The 15,443-nt window shown below is 63.1% G+C and carries 11 protein-coding genes; 8 read left to right on the top strand and 3 right to left on the bottom strand.

The window, feature by feature from the left end; translation table 11 throughout:
* Window positions 1-132 precede the first annotated feature (132 nt).
* Complete coding sequence (gene ppsR, locus DM807_RS08120; protein WP_012271263.1) at window positions 133-951, top strand: posphoenolpyruvate synthetase regulatory kinase/phosphorylase PpsR; 819 nt, start codon at window positions 133-135, stop codon at window positions 949-951.
* A 103-nt stretch (window positions 952-1,054) separates the two neighbouring features.
* Here the strand turns inward: ppsR and DM807_RS08115 are convergent, their stop codons facing one another.
* A complete protein-coding gene (locus tag DM807_RS08115) occupies window positions 1,055-5,920 on the bottom strand; it encodes an NAD-glutamate dehydrogenase (RefSeq protein WP_179027250.1) in 4,866 nt (1,621 codons plus the stop codon).
* A 273-nt stretch (window positions 5,921-6,193) separates the two neighbouring features.
* Between DM807_RS08115 and DM807_RS08110 the strand changes: the two genes are divergently transcribed.
* Window positions 6,194-6,547, top strand: coding sequence for a hypothetical protein (locus DM807_RS08110; RefSeq protein WP_060493287.1), 354 nt, complete (start codon window positions 6,194-6,196; stop codon window positions 6,545-6,547).
* A gap of 8 nt (window positions 6,548-6,555) precedes the next feature.
* On the opposite strand, the gene DM807_RS08105 is transcribed toward DM807_RS08110, so the two are convergent.
* Window positions 6,556-7,461, bottom strand: coding sequence for a LysR family transcriptional regulator (locus tag DM807_RS08105; protein WP_041166660.1), 906 nt, complete (start codon window positions 7,459-7,461; stop codon window positions 6,556-6,558).
* Window positions 7,462-7,584: 123 nt separating this feature from the next.
* On the opposite strand from DM807_RS08105, the gene lysA reads away from it, so the two are divergent.
* The 4 genes from lysA to DM807_RS08085 all read left to right on the top strand — a co-directional run bounded on the left by lysA (window position 7,585) and on the right by DM807_RS08085 (window position 12,963).
* A complete protein-coding gene (lysA, locus tag DM807_RS08100) occupies window positions 7,585-8,817 on the top strand; it encodes a diaminopimelate decarboxylase (protein WP_060515655.1) in 1,233 nt (410 codons plus the stop codon).
* Between the two features lie 108 nt (window positions 8,818-8,925).
* Window positions 8,926-9,426 carry a sigma-70 family RNA polymerase sigma factor gene (locus DM807_RS08095; RefSeq protein ID WP_179027249.1) on the top strand — a complete coding sequence of 167 codons (501 nt, stop codon included), beginning with the start codon at window positions 8,926-8,928 and terminating at the stop codon, window positions 9,424-9,426.
* A gap of 4 nt (window positions 9,427-9,430) precedes the next feature.
* On the top strand, window positions 9,431-10,366 hold the full coding sequence (locus DM807_RS08090; RefSeq protein ID WP_012271257.1) for a FecR domain-containing protein: 936 nt from the start codon (window positions 9,431-9,433) through the stop codon (window positions 10,364-10,366).
* A 110-nt stretch (window positions 10,367-10,476) separates the two neighbouring features.
* Window positions 10,477-12,963 (top strand): TonB-dependent siderophore receptor, encoded by a 2,487-nt coding sequence (locus DM807_RS08085; RefSeq protein ID WP_179027248.1) that lies wholly within the window; start codon window positions 10,477-10,479, stop codon window positions 12,961-12,963.
* On the opposite strand, the gene DM807_RS08080 is transcribed toward DM807_RS08085, so the two are convergent.
* On the bottom strand, window positions 12,960-13,889 hold the full coding sequence (locus DM807_RS08080) for a LysR substrate-binding domain-containing protein (protein WP_179027247.1): 930 nt from the start codon (window positions 13,887-13,889) through the stop codon (window positions 12,960-12,962). The two genes, DM807_RS08085 and DM807_RS08080, sit on opposite strands and share 4 nt — an antisense overlap.
* A 258-nt stretch (window positions 13,890-14,147) precedes the next feature.
* Here DM807_RS08080 and DM807_RS08075 point away from each other — a divergent pair, with 258 nt between their 5' ends.
* Together DM807_RS08075 and DM807_RS08070 are read left to right on the top strand one after the other, a co-directional pair.
* The gene (locus DM807_RS08075) at window positions 14,148-14,591 is read left to right on the top strand and encodes an acetyltransferase (protein WP_060493291.1); all 444 of its coding nucleotides are present in this window, start codon (window positions 14,148-14,150) and stop codon (window positions 14,589-14,591) included.
* A 100-nt stretch (window positions 14,592-14,691) separates the two neighbouring features.
* Window positions 14,692-15,429 carry a GntR family transcriptional regulator gene (locus tag DM807_RS08070; RefSeq protein WP_179027246.1) on the top strand — a complete coding sequence of 246 codons (738 nt, stop codon included), beginning with the start codon at window positions 14,692-14,694 and terminating at the stop codon, window positions 15,427-15,429.
* Window positions 15,430-15,443: the final 14 nt, after the last annotated feature.

Genomic DNA, 15,443 nt, shown 5'->3' with positions numbered 1-15,443 from the left:
ACTTGGCCGGGCGTTTGTGGCCTGTACCTGGAAAATAGGCTCTGCAAATGTGGCAGAATGTCGACAGCCGCATTCGGCAAACCGAATTTATCATATCCAAGAATCTTCATCAGCTTAAGGCCCAGATCGCAAATGAAACGAACCGCGTTCTTCATCTCCGACGGCACCGGTATCACTGCCGAAACCCTGGGCCAGAGTCTGCTCGCGCAATTCGAGAGCATTCCGTTCAACAAATTCACCCGTCCCTACATCGATTCGCCAGACAAAGCGCGGACCATGGTCCAGCAAATCAACGCGGCGGCCGAGCGTGACGGGGTACGCCCGATCATCTTCGACACCATCGTCAACCAGGACATTCGCGAGATTCTGGCAACGTCGAATGGCTTCATGATCGACATCTTTTCTTCGTTTTTATCCCCACTTGAGCAAGAATTGACCGCCCATTCGTCGTATTCCGTGGGCAAATCGCACTCAATCGGCGGCAACTCAAACTACATGGAACGCATCGAGGCGGTGAATTTCGCCTTGGATAACGACGACGGTGCGCGCACCCACTACTACGACAAGGCCGACCTTATCCTGGTTGGCGTGTCGCGCTGCGGCAAAACCCCTACCTGCCTGTACATGGCCATGCAGTTCGGCATCCGCGCCGCCAACTACCCGCTGACCGAGGACGACATGGAACGCCTGCAGTTGCCGGCGGTGCTGAAAAAGCACCACAACAAGCTGTTCGGCCTGACCATCGACCCCGACCGCCTCACCGCCATCCGCCACGAGCGCAAGCCCAACAGCCGCTATTCCAGCTTTGCCCAGTGCGAATTCGAAGTGCGCGAGGTGGAGAGCCTGTTCCGCAGGGAGAACATTCCCAACATCAATTCCACGCATTTTTCGGTGGAAGAGATTTCGGCGAAGATCCTGGTCGAGAAAGGGGTGGAGCGCAGGTTCAAGTAAGCCTGCACCGGCCTCTTCGCGGGTTTACCCGCGAAAGGGCCAGCCCAGGAAAACAAGAAAGCCCCGGCATCACTGCCGGGGCTTTTTCATTTCAGCCTGGTGTTCAGGACGGCACCACCGCCGCCTGCCCGCTCATGGCCAGGTCGACCAGCTCGCGGTTGGCCACCGCGTACATCGCATAGTCGGTGCCAGTGGCATTGCGCAGGTCGTCGAGCATGGCGCGCCAGCGCTCCACCATCACCCGATGCTGCTCGGCCCACAGTGCCACACGGGCGTCCATGTCTTGCGGGGCATCGGCCATCTGCAGTACCGAGATGGTGATCGCCCGCTGCTGAAGGTCGATGTCGTCGCGGAACGCCTCGCGGGCCAGCGCCTGCCAGTTGTTTTCCACCGGCAGGTTGCTGATTTCCTGCAGGTACCAGGTCAGGTCCAGCGAGCTGCCCACGGCGAAGAACGCCTTGGCCACCTGCGCCGGATCATGGCCGGTGACGTCGGCCGCTTCGATGATCGGCAGCAGGGTGTACAGGTGGCTGGTACCGGCCACCATGCGCGCCAGCAACTCCGGCACACCGGCCTCGACGAAGCCCTGATAGCGCACCATCCAGCGCTCGCGGGTCGGGCCTTCGAGCAGCTCGTCCAGCTTGAGCCCCAGTTGCGCGATCTTCGGCCCGAAGTGCGCGGTGTCGCGCCCGGCGTCCTGTTCGTTGCGGCGACTACGCAAGAACCAGCGCGTGGCACGACGCCCCAGGCGCATCAGCTCGTCCATCAGGGTGAGCTGGATTTCTGCCGGCACCTGGTAGTCCAGTGCCTCGATCTGGCGGAACCAGTGCGGCAGGTGGAAGATATCGCGCACGATCACATAGGCCCCTGCAACGTTGGCCGGGCTCATCCCGGTCGACTCCTTCAGGCGCTGGACGAAGGTGATGCCCATGTTGTTGACCAGGTCGTTGGCGATCTGGGTGCTGACGATTTCGCGCTTCAGGCGATGGCGGCGCATGGCCTCGGCGAACTTGCTGACCAACGACGGTGGGAAGGCGGTTTCCATGTCGCGGGTCAGGTAGTCGTCGTCCGGCACCAGCGACTTGAGCAGTTGCTCCTTGAGGTCGATCTTGCTGTACGAGATCAGCACCGACAGCTCGGCGCGGGTCAGGCCCTGGCCGGCGGCCAGGCGCTCGGCCAGCTGTTCTTCGGACGGCAGGAACTCGATGGCGCGGTCCAGCTTGCCACGCGATTCCAGGTCGGCCATCAGGCGCTTGTATTCGGCAATCCGCTCGCGGGCACGGCGGGCCGCCAGCGACAGCGCCTGGGTCTGCTTGTAGTTGTTGCCCAGCACCAGGCCGGCCACTTCATCGGTCATGCTACCCAGCAGCTGGTTGCGCTGCTTCTCGGTCATGTCGCCACCCTGCACCACTTCGTTGAGCAGGATCTTGATGTTGACCTCGTGGTCGGAGCAGTCCACGCCGCCGGCGTTGTCGATGAAGTCGGTATTGGTGGCGCCGCCGTTCAGGCCGAATTCGACCCGGCCAAGCTGGGTCATGCCCAGGTTGCCGCCCTCGCCCACCACCTTGCAGCGCAATTCGTTGCCATTGACCCGCAGCGCATCGTTGGCCTTGTCACCGACATCGGCGTGGCTTTCGCTGCTGGCCTTCACATAGGTACCGATACCGCCGTTCCACAGCAGGTCCACCGGCGCCTTCAGCAGCGCGTTCAGCAGCTCGGTCGGGGTCAGGCGGTCGGCTTCGATGGCGAAGCGCTCTTTCATCTGCGGGCTGATGGCGATGCTTTTGGCACTGCGCGGGAAGATCCCGCCGCCTTCGGACATGATGCTGGTGTCGTAATCGCTCCAGGCCGAACGCGGCAGGTCGAACAGGCGCTTGCGCTCAGCGAAGCTCGATGCCGGCTCAGGATTCGGGTCGATGAAGATATGCAGGTGGTTGAACGCCGCCACCAGCTGCAACTTGTCGGACATCAGCAGGCCGTTGCCGAACACATCGCCGGCCATGTCGCCCACGCCGATGACGGTGATCGGGTCTTCCTGCACGTTGATGCCGCGCTCGCGGAAGTGGCGCTGCACGCCCACCCAGGCGCCACGTGCGGTGATGCCCATCTTCTTGTGGTCGTAACCGGCCGAGCCGCCCGAGGCAAAGGCATCACCCAGCCAGAAGCCGTAGTCGATGGCGATGCCGTTGGCGATGTCGGAGAAGGTCGCGGTGCCCTTGTCGGCCGCCACCACCAGGTACGGGTCGTCATCGTCGTGACGCACCACGTTGGCCGGCGGCACCACGCCACCGTCCTTGAGGTTGTCGGTGATGTCGAGCAGGCCGGAAATGAAGATGCGGTAGCACGCCACGCCTTCGGCGGCGATCTCGTCACGGCCGCCGCCCAGCGGCAGACGACGCGGCAGGAAGCCGCCCTTGGCGCCAACCGGCACGATCACCGAGTTCTTCACCTGCTGGGCTTTGACCAGGCCCAGCACTTCGGTGCGGAAGTCCTCTTCGCGGTCGGACCAGCGCAGGCCCCCGCGGGCAACGTTGCCAAAGCGCAGGTGCACGCCCTCTACGCGCGGTGAATAGACGAAAATCTCGAACTTGGGCACCGGTTTGGGCAGTTCGGGGATCAGTTTGGGGTTGAACTTGAAGCTGAAGTACGACTTGTTCTGGCCGTTGGCATCCGGCTGGTAGAAGTTGGTGCGCAGGGTGGCCTTGATCAGGTCCAGGTAGCGCCGCAGGATGCGGTCTTCGTTGAGCACCTGGACATCATCCAGCGCGGTCAGGATGGCCTGTTCCAGGCGCTGCTGCTTGTCGTCCAGGTCGTCCTGGGTGAGCTTGCGCGCCAGGTAGAAGCGGGTCTTGAACAACCGGGTCAGCTCGCGGGCGATGTCGGTGTGGTTGTTCAGGGTGCTGGCGATGTAACCCAGGTCGAAGCCCAGGCGGATCTGCTTCAGGTAACGGGCGTACGCGCGCAGCAGCGCCACGTCGCGCCACGGCAGGCCGGCAGTCAGCACCAGGCGGTTGAAGGCGTCGTTTTCGGCGTCACCGCGCACGATATGGATGAAGGCATCCTGCAGGGTGTCGTTGAGCTGCTGGATATCCAGGCTCAGGTCTTCGCTGTAGGTGAAGGCGAAGTCGTGGATCCAGTACTCGCGGCCATTGGCATGGCGCAGGCGGTAGGGGAACTCGCCAAGCACGCGCAGGCCAAGGTTTTCCAGGATCGGCAGCACATCGGACAGCGCCAGCGGGGTGTCGGCGTGGTACAGCTTGCAGTGCAGGATGCGCTCACCCACTTGGGTCAGCGGCTGGTAGAAGCTCATCGCCAGTGGCTTGCTTTCAGACAGGTTCAGCACATGCTGCAGGTCGACCACGGCCGAGTGCGCGGCGAAGCGCTCGCGGTAACCGGCCGGGAAGCCTTTGGGGAAGTCGGCGAGGATGTTGGTGCCCTGGGCTTCGCCGAAGTTCTCCACCACCAGCGCCGAGTAGTCGTCATGCCACGAGCGGCACGCCTGGACCACTTCACGCTCGAGCTGCTGCGGGTCGATGTCGATGCGGTTCTTTGGGTCGACCCGTAGAATCAGTTGCACACGGGCCAGTACCGATTCGGAGAAGAAGGTCCAGAACTCACAGTCGCTGGCCTTCAGGCGCTCCATCAGCACCTGCTGGATCTTCTGCCGCACTTCGGTGGAATAGATTTCCCTTGGTACGTAAGCCAGGCAGTAGCAGAAGCGGCCGTACGGGTCCTTGCGCAGGAACACGCGGATCTTGTTGCGCTCCTGGATCTGCACGATCGCCATGACCGTGCTGAACAGCTCATCGATTGGTGTCTGGAACAGGTCGTCGCGCGGCAGCACTTCCAGCACCTGCGCCAGTTCCTTGCCCAGATGGGCCTTGGGATCGAAGCCCGAGCGGCGCTCGACTTCGGCCACCTTCACGCGGATGTACGGAATGGCATGCACGCTTTCGCCATACACCGACGAGGTGTACAGGCCCATGAAGCGGTGTTCCTTGACCACCTTGCCATCGGCATCCAGCTGGCGGATCGACACGTAGTCAGGGTAGGCCGGGCGGTGTACGCGGCTGGGCAGTGCAGCCTTGGCGAACGACAGCAGCAGCGGCTCGTTGAGGTAGGCCACGGCGTAGTCTTCGATGCGCAGCTCTTCTGTCGTCAGGCCCACACGCAGGCGGCGCGGCAGGCCAAGGAACGACTGCTCGTCGTACACCATCTGGCCGCCATCGGCGTCGCCCTTGACGGTGAACTCTTCATAGCCCAGGAAGGTGAAGTGGTTATCCAGCAGCCATTCGAGGAAGGCTTTGACTTCGCCCTTTTCGTGTTGCGCTGGGCCAAAGGCAGTCTGCTCCACCTGCGCCACCACTTCACGCAGCTTGGCCTTCATCGGTTCGAAGTCGGCCACTGCCACCCGTACTTCGGCCAGCACCTGCTCGATTTCTCGGGTCAGCACCGTCAGCTCGGCGGCGTTGGCGCAGCGGTCGATCTCCAGGTACATCAGCGACTCGTGGCGCACGCCCTCGCCCTGGGTGCCCTTGGGCAGCAGTTCAAGCAGCTCGCCCTTGGCACCACGGCGCACGCTGAGCACGGTGGTCTGCAGGGTGTGGATACTGTAGCCGCGGCGGTTGAGCTCGGTGCGCACCGAGTCGACCAGGAACGGCAGGTCGTGGTGCAGCACCTCGACCACGGTATGGGTCGATTGCCAGCCGTTGCGTTCGTAATCAGGGTTGTACACGCGCACTTGCGGGTACTCGGGGTCGAAACGCTCGATGATGCGCCAGGCTGACAGGGTGCAGCCGGCCAGGTCGGAAAGCCTGCGCTGGGTGAGTTCGTCCAGAGAGATGATGCCGAAGAACTGCTCGGCGAACAGCGTCACTTGTGGCAGGGACTGTTCGCTGATGTGCTGCGCCAGGGCCGCTTGCAGTTGATGCTGGAAGTCGGCTTTGCTGGCTGCGGTGAAGAACGCCATCTGTGGTACTCCGCTTGGGCTTTGTAATAGTTGAAGCGTCGCTGCGTGCGCCGTGTACGGATCAACGATAGCCAACCCGTGGCAAGGCGGACGGTAAAACCAGGCGTTGAACGTGCGCAGGCACGCCCAGGGCTCGCCGAAGCTTAACGACTGATCGGTCATCAACGCTTGCAGCGCTGCGACAATTTCGGTCAAGGGGCGGTAACTTTACGTTTATGCCTGTACGCAAGACTGTCAGAATTCCCTTCCGTTTCCTTTGATCCGAGCCTGCTCATGCAAATCAACACCGCGCTGCTGTTCGCCACCCCTTGCGATGACGAGGAAGACAACATGGCGACCCTGTGCTGCCACAGCGACAAGGGTCAGATGTTTCTGCTTACCCGCTACCCGGACGAAGACACCGTCGACCTGACCCTGGATGACGAGCCGTCGACGCTGGATGGGCTGAAAGTCACCCTGAGCGCCAAGCGCCTGCTGATCGAAGTGGCGGCCGGCGACCGGGATGCATTGAAGGGGGACGAGGTGCTGGAAATCAACCTGACCAGCGCACTGAGCGACATGGATGAAGTGAAGCAAACCCTGGAGAACATCCTGGCCGGGACCGGGACCTTCGTCTGCGAGCTCTGAGCCCGAACCTACCGCAACGCCGCCTGCATCGCCTGCGCCTGCTCCCGCAACGCCTCGCAAAACGGCTCCACCGCCGCCGAGGCCGGCCGGTGGTCCGGGCGTATCAGCATCACCTGGTACGGCACCGACACCCGTAACCTGCGGATCGGCAGCCCGCCCTGGGCCGCCTCCAGCCCGCTCAGCGGATTGATGATCGCCACCCCCAGGCCTTGCCTGACCATGGCGCACACCGACGCGGCGCTGGTGGTCTCGATGATGGTGCGGCGGTTAACCCCCGCTGCACGAAAGTGCTGGTCCAGGCGCTGGCGGTAGGTGTCCAGGCTGGCCAGGTTGATGAAATCGACCTCGTGAAAATCGCTCAGTTCCAGCTCGGCCTTGGCCTGTAACGGGTGATGCTCGGGTAACACGCACACCATGTTGGCGCTGAACAGCAATTCACCATAAGCGCCGCGCGGTATCTGCTCGACCTCGGTCAGGCCAAGGTCGTGCTGCTGGGCAACCAGCGACTCCTCCAGCAAGGGCGACTCCTGCGCCAGGATGCTCACGCTCACGCCCCGGTGCTGCTGGTGAAAGCGCTGACAGGCCTTGGGCAACAAGGTCTGTGAAAACAGCGGCAGGCAGGTGATGGCCAGCCGCCCCTGCTCGAAATTGCGGATGGCCTGGGCAAAGCGATCGATGCGTTCCAGCCCGACATAGGCACGCTCGACCTCTTCGATCAACAGCAATGCCTGGGCCGTTGCCACCAAACGCCCACCTTCGCGCTCGAACAGATTCAGCCCGGTCACCTGCTCCAGGCGCGCCAGCTCGCGACTAACAGTGGGCTGCGAGGTGAACAGCAGCCGCGCCGCGCCGGTGACACTGCCTGCGGCCATGATGGCGCGGAACACTTCGATATGGCGGACGGACAGTTTCACGGCAGCACTCGGTGGGTCGACAATGGGCATATCAAATATGAATGACCATCAGAAAAATAGCTATTTTTCTGAATTCCTGCTTTGCCTCATGCTCGTGGCCTTTCTTATAGGAGTAGCGCCACCATGACCGCACCCTTCACCCTCCTGGCCGAAGCCGTCCGCCAGCACGGCTCGCCGCTGTGGGCGTACGACACCGGTACCATCGCCGAACGTGTCGAGCAGTTGAAGGTGTTCGACACCGTGCGCTTCGCCCAGAAAGCCAACCCCAACCTGCATGTGCTGCGCCTGATGCGCGCCCATGGCCTGGTGCTGGACGCCGTGTCGCTGGGCGAAATGGAACGGGCCTTCGCCGCAGGTGCCAGCGTGGGCGGTGACCCTGCCGGCGTGGTGCTGACCTGTGACGCACTGGACCGCCCCACCCTGGAACGCGTGGTGGCCTCGAAAATCGAAGTCAACGCCGGCTCCATCGACATGCTGCGCCAACTCGGGGAACGCTCGCCCGGCCACCGCGTCTGGATCCGTATCAACCCAGGCTTCGGCCATGGCCACAGCCGCAAGACCAACACCGGCGGTGAAAACAGCAAGCATGGCATCTGGCACGAAGAGCTGGACGAGGCGCTGGCGTGCATCAAGGCGCACGGCCTGCACCTGGTGGGCGTGCACATGCACATTGGCTCGGGAGTGGACTACCAGCACCTGGAGCAGGTGGCTCGCTCGATGATCGAGCTGATCGGCCGCCTGGGCGTGGACATCGAAGCCTTCTCCATTGGTGGCGGGCTGTCCACCCCGTACCGCAAAACCGACAAGCCAGTCGACCTGCAACGCTATGCCCAGACCTGGGCAGTGGCGCGCAAGGAAATCGAAGCGATGCTCGGCCACCCGGTGCGCATGGAAATCGAGCCGGGGCGCTTCCTGGTGGCCGAGTCGGGCTACCTCGTGGCCGAAGTGCGTGCCGTCAAGCAAGTGGGCCGCAATACCTTCGTCATGATCGACGCCGGCTTCAACGACCTGATGCGCCCGGCGATGTACGGCGCCTACCACGGCATGACCCTGCTCGATGCCAACGGCCAGCCGGTGGACCGTCCACGGCAACCGACCGTGGTGGCCGGGCCGCTGTGCGAGTCGGGTGACGTGTTCACCCAGGATGACCAGGAACTGACCCCGCAGGAGCTGCCCCAGGCACAGGTGGGCGACCTGCTGGTGATCCACGACGCCGGTGCCTATGGCGCGTCGATGTCGTCGAACTACAACAGCCGGCCGCTGCTGCCGGAGTTTCTGATCGAGGACGGGGCACTGCGCATGATCCGTCGGCGCCAGACCGTGCAGGACCTCCTGGACTTGGAAGCGGGCTTTTAACCGCCGCATCATTGGGGGCCGCCCTGCGGCCCCAAATGCCCCCTTGCAATCGCCCTGGCTCATCGCGACAATGCGATCAATTCCTATTCATATTGCGAATTTGACGCCATGTCGACGCTCGATCATCAGGCCCTGCATCAGCTCTACAGCGAAAACAACGGCTGGCTGAAGGGCTGGCTACGCGCCCGCCTGGGCAACGCCGCCGATGCCTCCGACCTGGCGCACGATACCTTTTTGCGGGTGATGACCGCGCGCAATCAATTGCCGATCCGCGAGCCGCGCAGCTACCTCAGCGCCATCGCCCGTGCGCTGCTGATCGACAAGGTCCGCCGCCGCACCATCGAACAAGCCTATCTGCAGGCCCTGGCCTTGCGCCCGGAACCGGTGGAGGTTTCGCCAGAGGTGCGCTTGTCCATCATCGAAATGCTGGTAACCGTGGACAGCCTGCTCGACGAACTCGGCACCAAGACCCGCGCCATCTTCCTGGCGGTGCAACTGGAAGGCCTGACCTACGGTGCTGCGGCCGAGCGCTTCGGCGTGTCGGTGACCACCGTGAAGAATCACCTGATCAAGGCCATGACCCGCTGCCTGCTGGCAGTCGAAGGCTGAGCCGATGGATCTCAAGACACTCGAAGCCGCTGCCACCTGGTATGTACAGCTCAACGACGGCGCCAACAGCGAGGCCCGCACCCAGGCCTGGCGGCAGTGGTTGCAGGCCAGCCCACAACACGCTGCCGCCTGGGCTCGGGTAGAAAAGCTGCAGCAACAGTGGGCCATGCTGCCACCACAGGCGGCGCTGTCCAGCCTCGGCGCGGCACAGGCGCAGCGGCGCGAAGTGCTGAAGGTGCTGAGCCTGTTGCTGGCGATGGGCGCAGGTGGCTGGCTGGCCGCCGAGCAGGTGCCCTATCGCTCCCTGCTGGCCCAACAACGTACCGGCAGCCGCGAACGAAGCACCCTGCAATTGGTGGACGGCTCGCAGTTGGAGCTGAACGTGGGCACCGCGCTGGACGTGCGCTATGACGCGAAAGTGCGGGCGATTCAGCTGTATCAAGGGGAAATTCTGGTCCGCCCGGTCAGCGACCTTCAGCAGCGCCCATTCATCGTGCACACCGATGACGGCAGCGTGCTTGCCCGCAGTACCGAGTTCAGCATCCGCAAACTTGCGCGCCAGACCCGCGTGGGCGTGCTTCAGGGCAGCGTCGAGGTACGTCCACAGCGCCACCTTGATCGGCTGCTGCAACTGCAAGCGGGCCAACAAGTGAGTTTTGACCAGGATGACTTCGCCACCGCCCAGGCTCTGCCCGCCGATTCCACGGCCTGGCTGCAGGGCATGCTGAGCGTTAACGACTGGCGCCTGGGCGACTTCATCGAAGAACTGGGGCGCTATCGGCCAGGCGTGCTGCGCTGCGCCTCCGCAATCCGGGCCATGAGTATCTCCGGAGCCTTTCGCATCGATGATACCGATATCGCTTTGGCCAACCTGCCGAAAACCCTCCCTGTGAGGGTGCACTACCTCAGCCGCTATTGGGTGAGCGTGGAGCCTGCCTGAGCAGGCGCTGAAAAACCTACGCGCGAACCTTGCTGATTTCGATTCTCGTCCGTCCCTGACACAAGCCGCGACGACAGCGACTTTCTGCCATGACTCGGAAGGATCACGCAATGCCTCATCTGTACCCCACCCCTGCAACCAAACTGACCCAGGCCGTGCGCCTGGTGCTGTTCGGCATGTCCCTTGCCAGCGCGCCGTGCCTGCTGCTGATGCCTGCCCAGGCCATGGCTCAAAGCCAGACCGCCTACCATGTCCCCGCTGGCCCTTTGGGCAATGCCATCACCCAGTTTGGCGTGCAGGCAGGTGTGACCATTTCGTTCGACACCGAGCAGACCCGCAACCTGAGCAGCGCAGGCCTGGAAGGCAGCTACAGCGTCGAGGAAGGGCTGGTGCGGTTACTGAGCAATAGCGGCTTGCAGGCGCAGCGCCAGGGCAATGGCGGTTATGTGCTGGTGTCGGCAGACTACGGCACGGCCATGGAGCTGGGGCCGCTGAACATCGACTCCAATCGGCTGGATGCGACCAGCGAGGGCACCCAGTCATACACCGCCCGCGCAGTGACCATCGGCAAGGGCGTCCATACGCTGAAAGAAACCCCGCAGGCGGTCACCGTGATGACCCGCAAGATGCTTGACGACCAGAACCTGAACACCCTCGAACAGGTACTGGACAAGACCCCTGGCATCACCGTGTATGACTCGCCCATGGGCGGCAAATACTTCTACTCCCGTGGTTTCAACCTGGACGGCCAGTACCAGTACGACGGCGTGCCGCTGGACGTGGGTGGCAACTACGTGCAGGCCAACAGCTTTTCCAGCGACATGGCGTTCTACGACCGCGTCGAAATCCTCAAAGGCGCGGCCGGGATGATGAAGGGCTCCGGCTCCTCCGCTGGTGGCGTCAACTTCGTGCGCAAGCGCGGCCAGGACAAGGCCGCGACCACTGTCACCCTGTCCGCCGGCAGCTGGGACAACTATCGCGGCCAAGTCGACGTAGGCGGCCCGCTGAACGAGTCGGGCAGCGTGCGGGGCCGCGCGGTGGCAGCCCTGCAGGACCGCCAGTATTTCTATGACACGGCCAAGCGCCAGGACCAGATACTGTATGGCGCCATCGACTGGGACGTCAGCGCCGACACCACCCTGGGCTTCGGCCTGGCCTACGAGGACGTCGATGCCACACCGTGCTATGCCGGCGTGCCACGCTACGCCGATGGCAGTGACCTGAAGCTGTCGCGTTCCACCTGCCTGGGGGCCAGTTGGAACGACCTGCAAAGCCAGCGTATTACCGGCTTTGCCGACTTCAAGCACCGCTTCAACGATGACTGGACACTGAACTTCGCCTCGGTCTACACCCACAACGACCAGGACATCGAATACGCCTACTCCGAAGGCACGGTGCCGGTCGGCGCCAACACTGCCAGCATGGCCGTCCGCGCCGGTCGTTTCGACTACGACCAGGACGACTACGGCTTCGATAGCTATATCGATGGCAAGTTCGAGGCGTTCGGCCTGCAGCACGAGCTGATCATCGGCGCCAACGCCAGCCGGCAGAAAACCCATGATTACTTCGCGCTGATTCTACTGGACGGCAAGCAGAACCCGTTCAACCCCTCCCCGAACTTCCCTCGCCCGTCCAAGGACGATTACCTGGTCAACCCGACCCGTGGTGGCAGCGTACCAACCGATTCCACCACCACCCAATACGGCACCTACGCCAACCTGCGCTTGAAGCTGGCAGAGCCGCTTACCCTGGTACTGGGCGCGCGGGTCAGCTGGTACCGCAACAAGAGCGACTCCTACACCGAGTTCTACGATTACTGGGTGAACAACCGCAGTGAGGAAAACGGCCAGGTCACGCCGTTCGCCGCCGTGCTTTACGACCTGAACGACCAGTGGACCGCCTACGCCAGCTACGCCGACATCTTCCAGCCGCAGAGCGACAAGGTGAACGCCGAGCGGCAGCCACTTCAGCCCAAGACCGGTGCCAACTACGAGATTGGCATCAAGGGCGAGCTGCTTGGCGGCGCGCTGAATACCTCGTTCAACCTGTTCCGCACCGTCGAGAACCACCGCGCGGAAAGCGACTACATCGAGACCTGCCCGTCAGGCGACGGGTATTGCTACACCGACAGCGGCAAGGTGCGCGCGCAGGGTTTCGAAGCCGAGATCAGCGGCTCGCCGATCGAGCGCCTGCAACTGTTGGCGGGCTACACCTACACCCAGACCAAATACCTGAAGACCATCGAAGACAGCGACCCCACCGAGCTGACGTTCACCTCCAGCTTCATTCCACGGCACATGTTCAAAGTGTGGGGTGACTACCAGCTGGGCGGTGCCCTGGAACGCTGGACCCTCGGTGCCGGTCTGAACAGCCAGAGCGAGAACTTCCGCACCACCCGCAACACCCGCGTCGAGCAGGCGGGCTACACCGTGTGGAACGGCCGCGTGCAGTATCGCCTGGACCAGAACTGGACCGTCGCCCTCAACGGCAACAACCTGTTCGACAAGAAGTACTACGCCACCATCGGTGCGCCGGGCTGGGGTAACTTCTATGGTGAGCCGCGTAACTTCATGGTGACCTTGCAGGGGGCGTTCTAAACCTGGCCACCGTCCAACGAGCGCACGCCGCCCATGTAGTGCTCCAGGCGGCTGCGCAGCCAGCGCTCGGCGGGGTCGCTGTCGGTAGTGCTCAACCAGACCATCGCCAGCTCCAGCGCCGTGGTTTCGAACGGCAACTGCTCAGCCTGCAGGTTGCCCCAACGCTCCATGCCCTGTGCGGCATAGTCCGGGCAACAGGCCAGCAGGTCGGTGCCAGCCAGAATCGCCGGCAGCGAACTGAACTGCGGCACCGACAACACCACCTTGCGTTCGCGGCCAATCTCTTTAAGCCAATCGTCTACCACACCCTGGGTGTTGGCGGTGGGCGAAACCTGAACGTGCGGGCGGGCGCAGAACTCATCCAGTGTCAGTGGCTTGGCCGACTTGTCGGCGCGCACTACCCTGCCCTGCATCGTGCGCAGTACCTTGCGCTTGGCATTGGCAGGCAGCCCCTTGGTCTGGCTGATGCCGACCGTTACATCGCCCGCTGCCAGCAAGTCGGGGATGCGCCAGTAATCCACATGCTGCACGACCACCACCACATTCGGCGCCTCGACCCGCAACGCCCGCAACAGCGGCGGCAACAGCCCGGACTCGACGTCATCGGACAAACCGATGCGGAAGGTCATCTTGCTGGTCAAGGGGTCGAAATCGTGGGTCAGGCTGAGGGCGACGGACATCGCATCCAGGGCCGGGGTGAGGTACTTGATCACCTCTTCGGCCCTGGCCGAGGGCTCCATGCGGTTACCCACACGGACCAGCAACGGGTCGTTGAACATCGCACGCAACCTGGCCAGCGCGGCGCTGACCGTGGGTTGGGCGACGAACAGCTTTTCCGCGGCACGGGTGAGGTTGCGCTCCTGCATCAGGGCTTCGAACACCACCATCAGGTTGATATCGGCTTTGCGCAGTTCGTTGCGGTTCATTGGCGCCCCCGGCCCGTTCGTGTTGTGCGGGTTCAATTCCAGCATCGACAAGCAGCCTAGTCGAGTCAAAACCTGCAGCGCACCGCCATTGCCCCACACTGCGCAATCCGGGTAATCTTCCGCACTCTTCCCTTCCGGCCTCCCCTGCCGTGCACCGCCCAGGCGTTAACTCGCGAAGCGGTCATTCATGATGCCGACCCCGCATGGCCGCCACCTGTTGGCGCGCCCATCCGCCATCAATTCACTCAGGATGACCGCATGATCATTCGCCAAGGCATCGCTGCAGACTACCCGCAGTTGCTCGACATCTGGCTGCGCGCCGTACGCGCGACGCACCACTTTCTACAACCCTGCGACATCGACGCGCTGTTGCCACAGCTGCGTGACCTGTATTTTCCGGCCGTCGAGCTGTGGGTTGCAGTAGACACCGATGACCAGCCCCTGGGCTTCATCGGCTTCAATGAAAACCACGTGGAAATGCTCTTCGTCGACCCCGCGCGCCACGGCCAGGGCATTGGCCGCGCACTGCTGGATTTCGGCCGCCAGTCGCGCAGCACGATGAGTGTCGATGTCAACGAGCAGAACCCGCAGGCAACAGGGTTTTACCAGCACTATGGCTTTGTCCAGACCGGCCGCTCGCCGCTGGACGGTGAAGGCCGCCCGTTTCCTTTGCTGCACATGAGCTTGCCCGCCGATCCATGACCGACACTGGGCGACCAACCTGCAGAGGGCCGGTGAAGCGTTCGAAATTCTGTCGCTGATACACTATCAAGCGATGAAGTTTGCGAGACCGAGCAAAGGTATGAACCCGACGCGCTATTCCACCGTGGCAAAGGACTTGATGGAAGGCATTGCCAGTGGCCGCTACCCGGTAGGCAGCCTGCTGCCGACCGAGTTCGAGCTGTGCGACCTTTACGAGGTGAGCCGTCATACGGTGCGCGCAGCGATCGACCAGCTGCTCAACCAGGGGCTGGTGTCGCGGCGCAAGCGCGTGGGCACTCGGGTCGAGGCCAGCAGCCCGCGCGGCGGCTATTCGCAATCGCTGGCCAGCGTGGCCGACCTTGCACACCTGGCCGAAACCCAGCAGCGGGAAATCCAGAACGTGCGCCACTTCGTCGCCGACCTGAGCGAGGCCACGCGGCTGGGGTTGGTGCCGGGGGAGCATTACTTCTGCGTGTCGAGTATTCGCGTCGACCGCCTGCACAATGCCGCACCGCTGTGCTGGACCGATGTGTATGCACAGCGCGACCATGCCGAGGTTATCGAGCTGGCGCGCGAACACCCCGACCAGCTGATTGCCGGGCTGATCGAGCAGCACTATGGCCGGCCGATCGCCGTGGTCGACCAGCAGGTGCGGGCGGTGTTGCTGACCGCTGAAATGGCCCGGGTGCTAAGGGCCGAGGCGGGTTCGCCTGGGCTGAAGATCACCCGCCATTACCGCGAGGAAAACGGTGACCTGATGGCGGTTTCCGAGACCGTGCACCCGGATGACCGCTTTACCCTGGTCACCCAGATGCGTCGCGACCGTTCGCCATCCTGATCGCGCAATCGGGG

It is taken from the genome of Pseudomonas hunanensis (assembly GCF_013393325.1).
GTDB lineage: Bacteria > Pseudomonadota > Gammaproteobacteria > Pseudomonadales > Pseudomonadaceae > Aquipseudomonas > Aquipseudomonas putida_P.
This window is presented reverse-complemented; position numbering and strand designations above follow the sequence as displayed.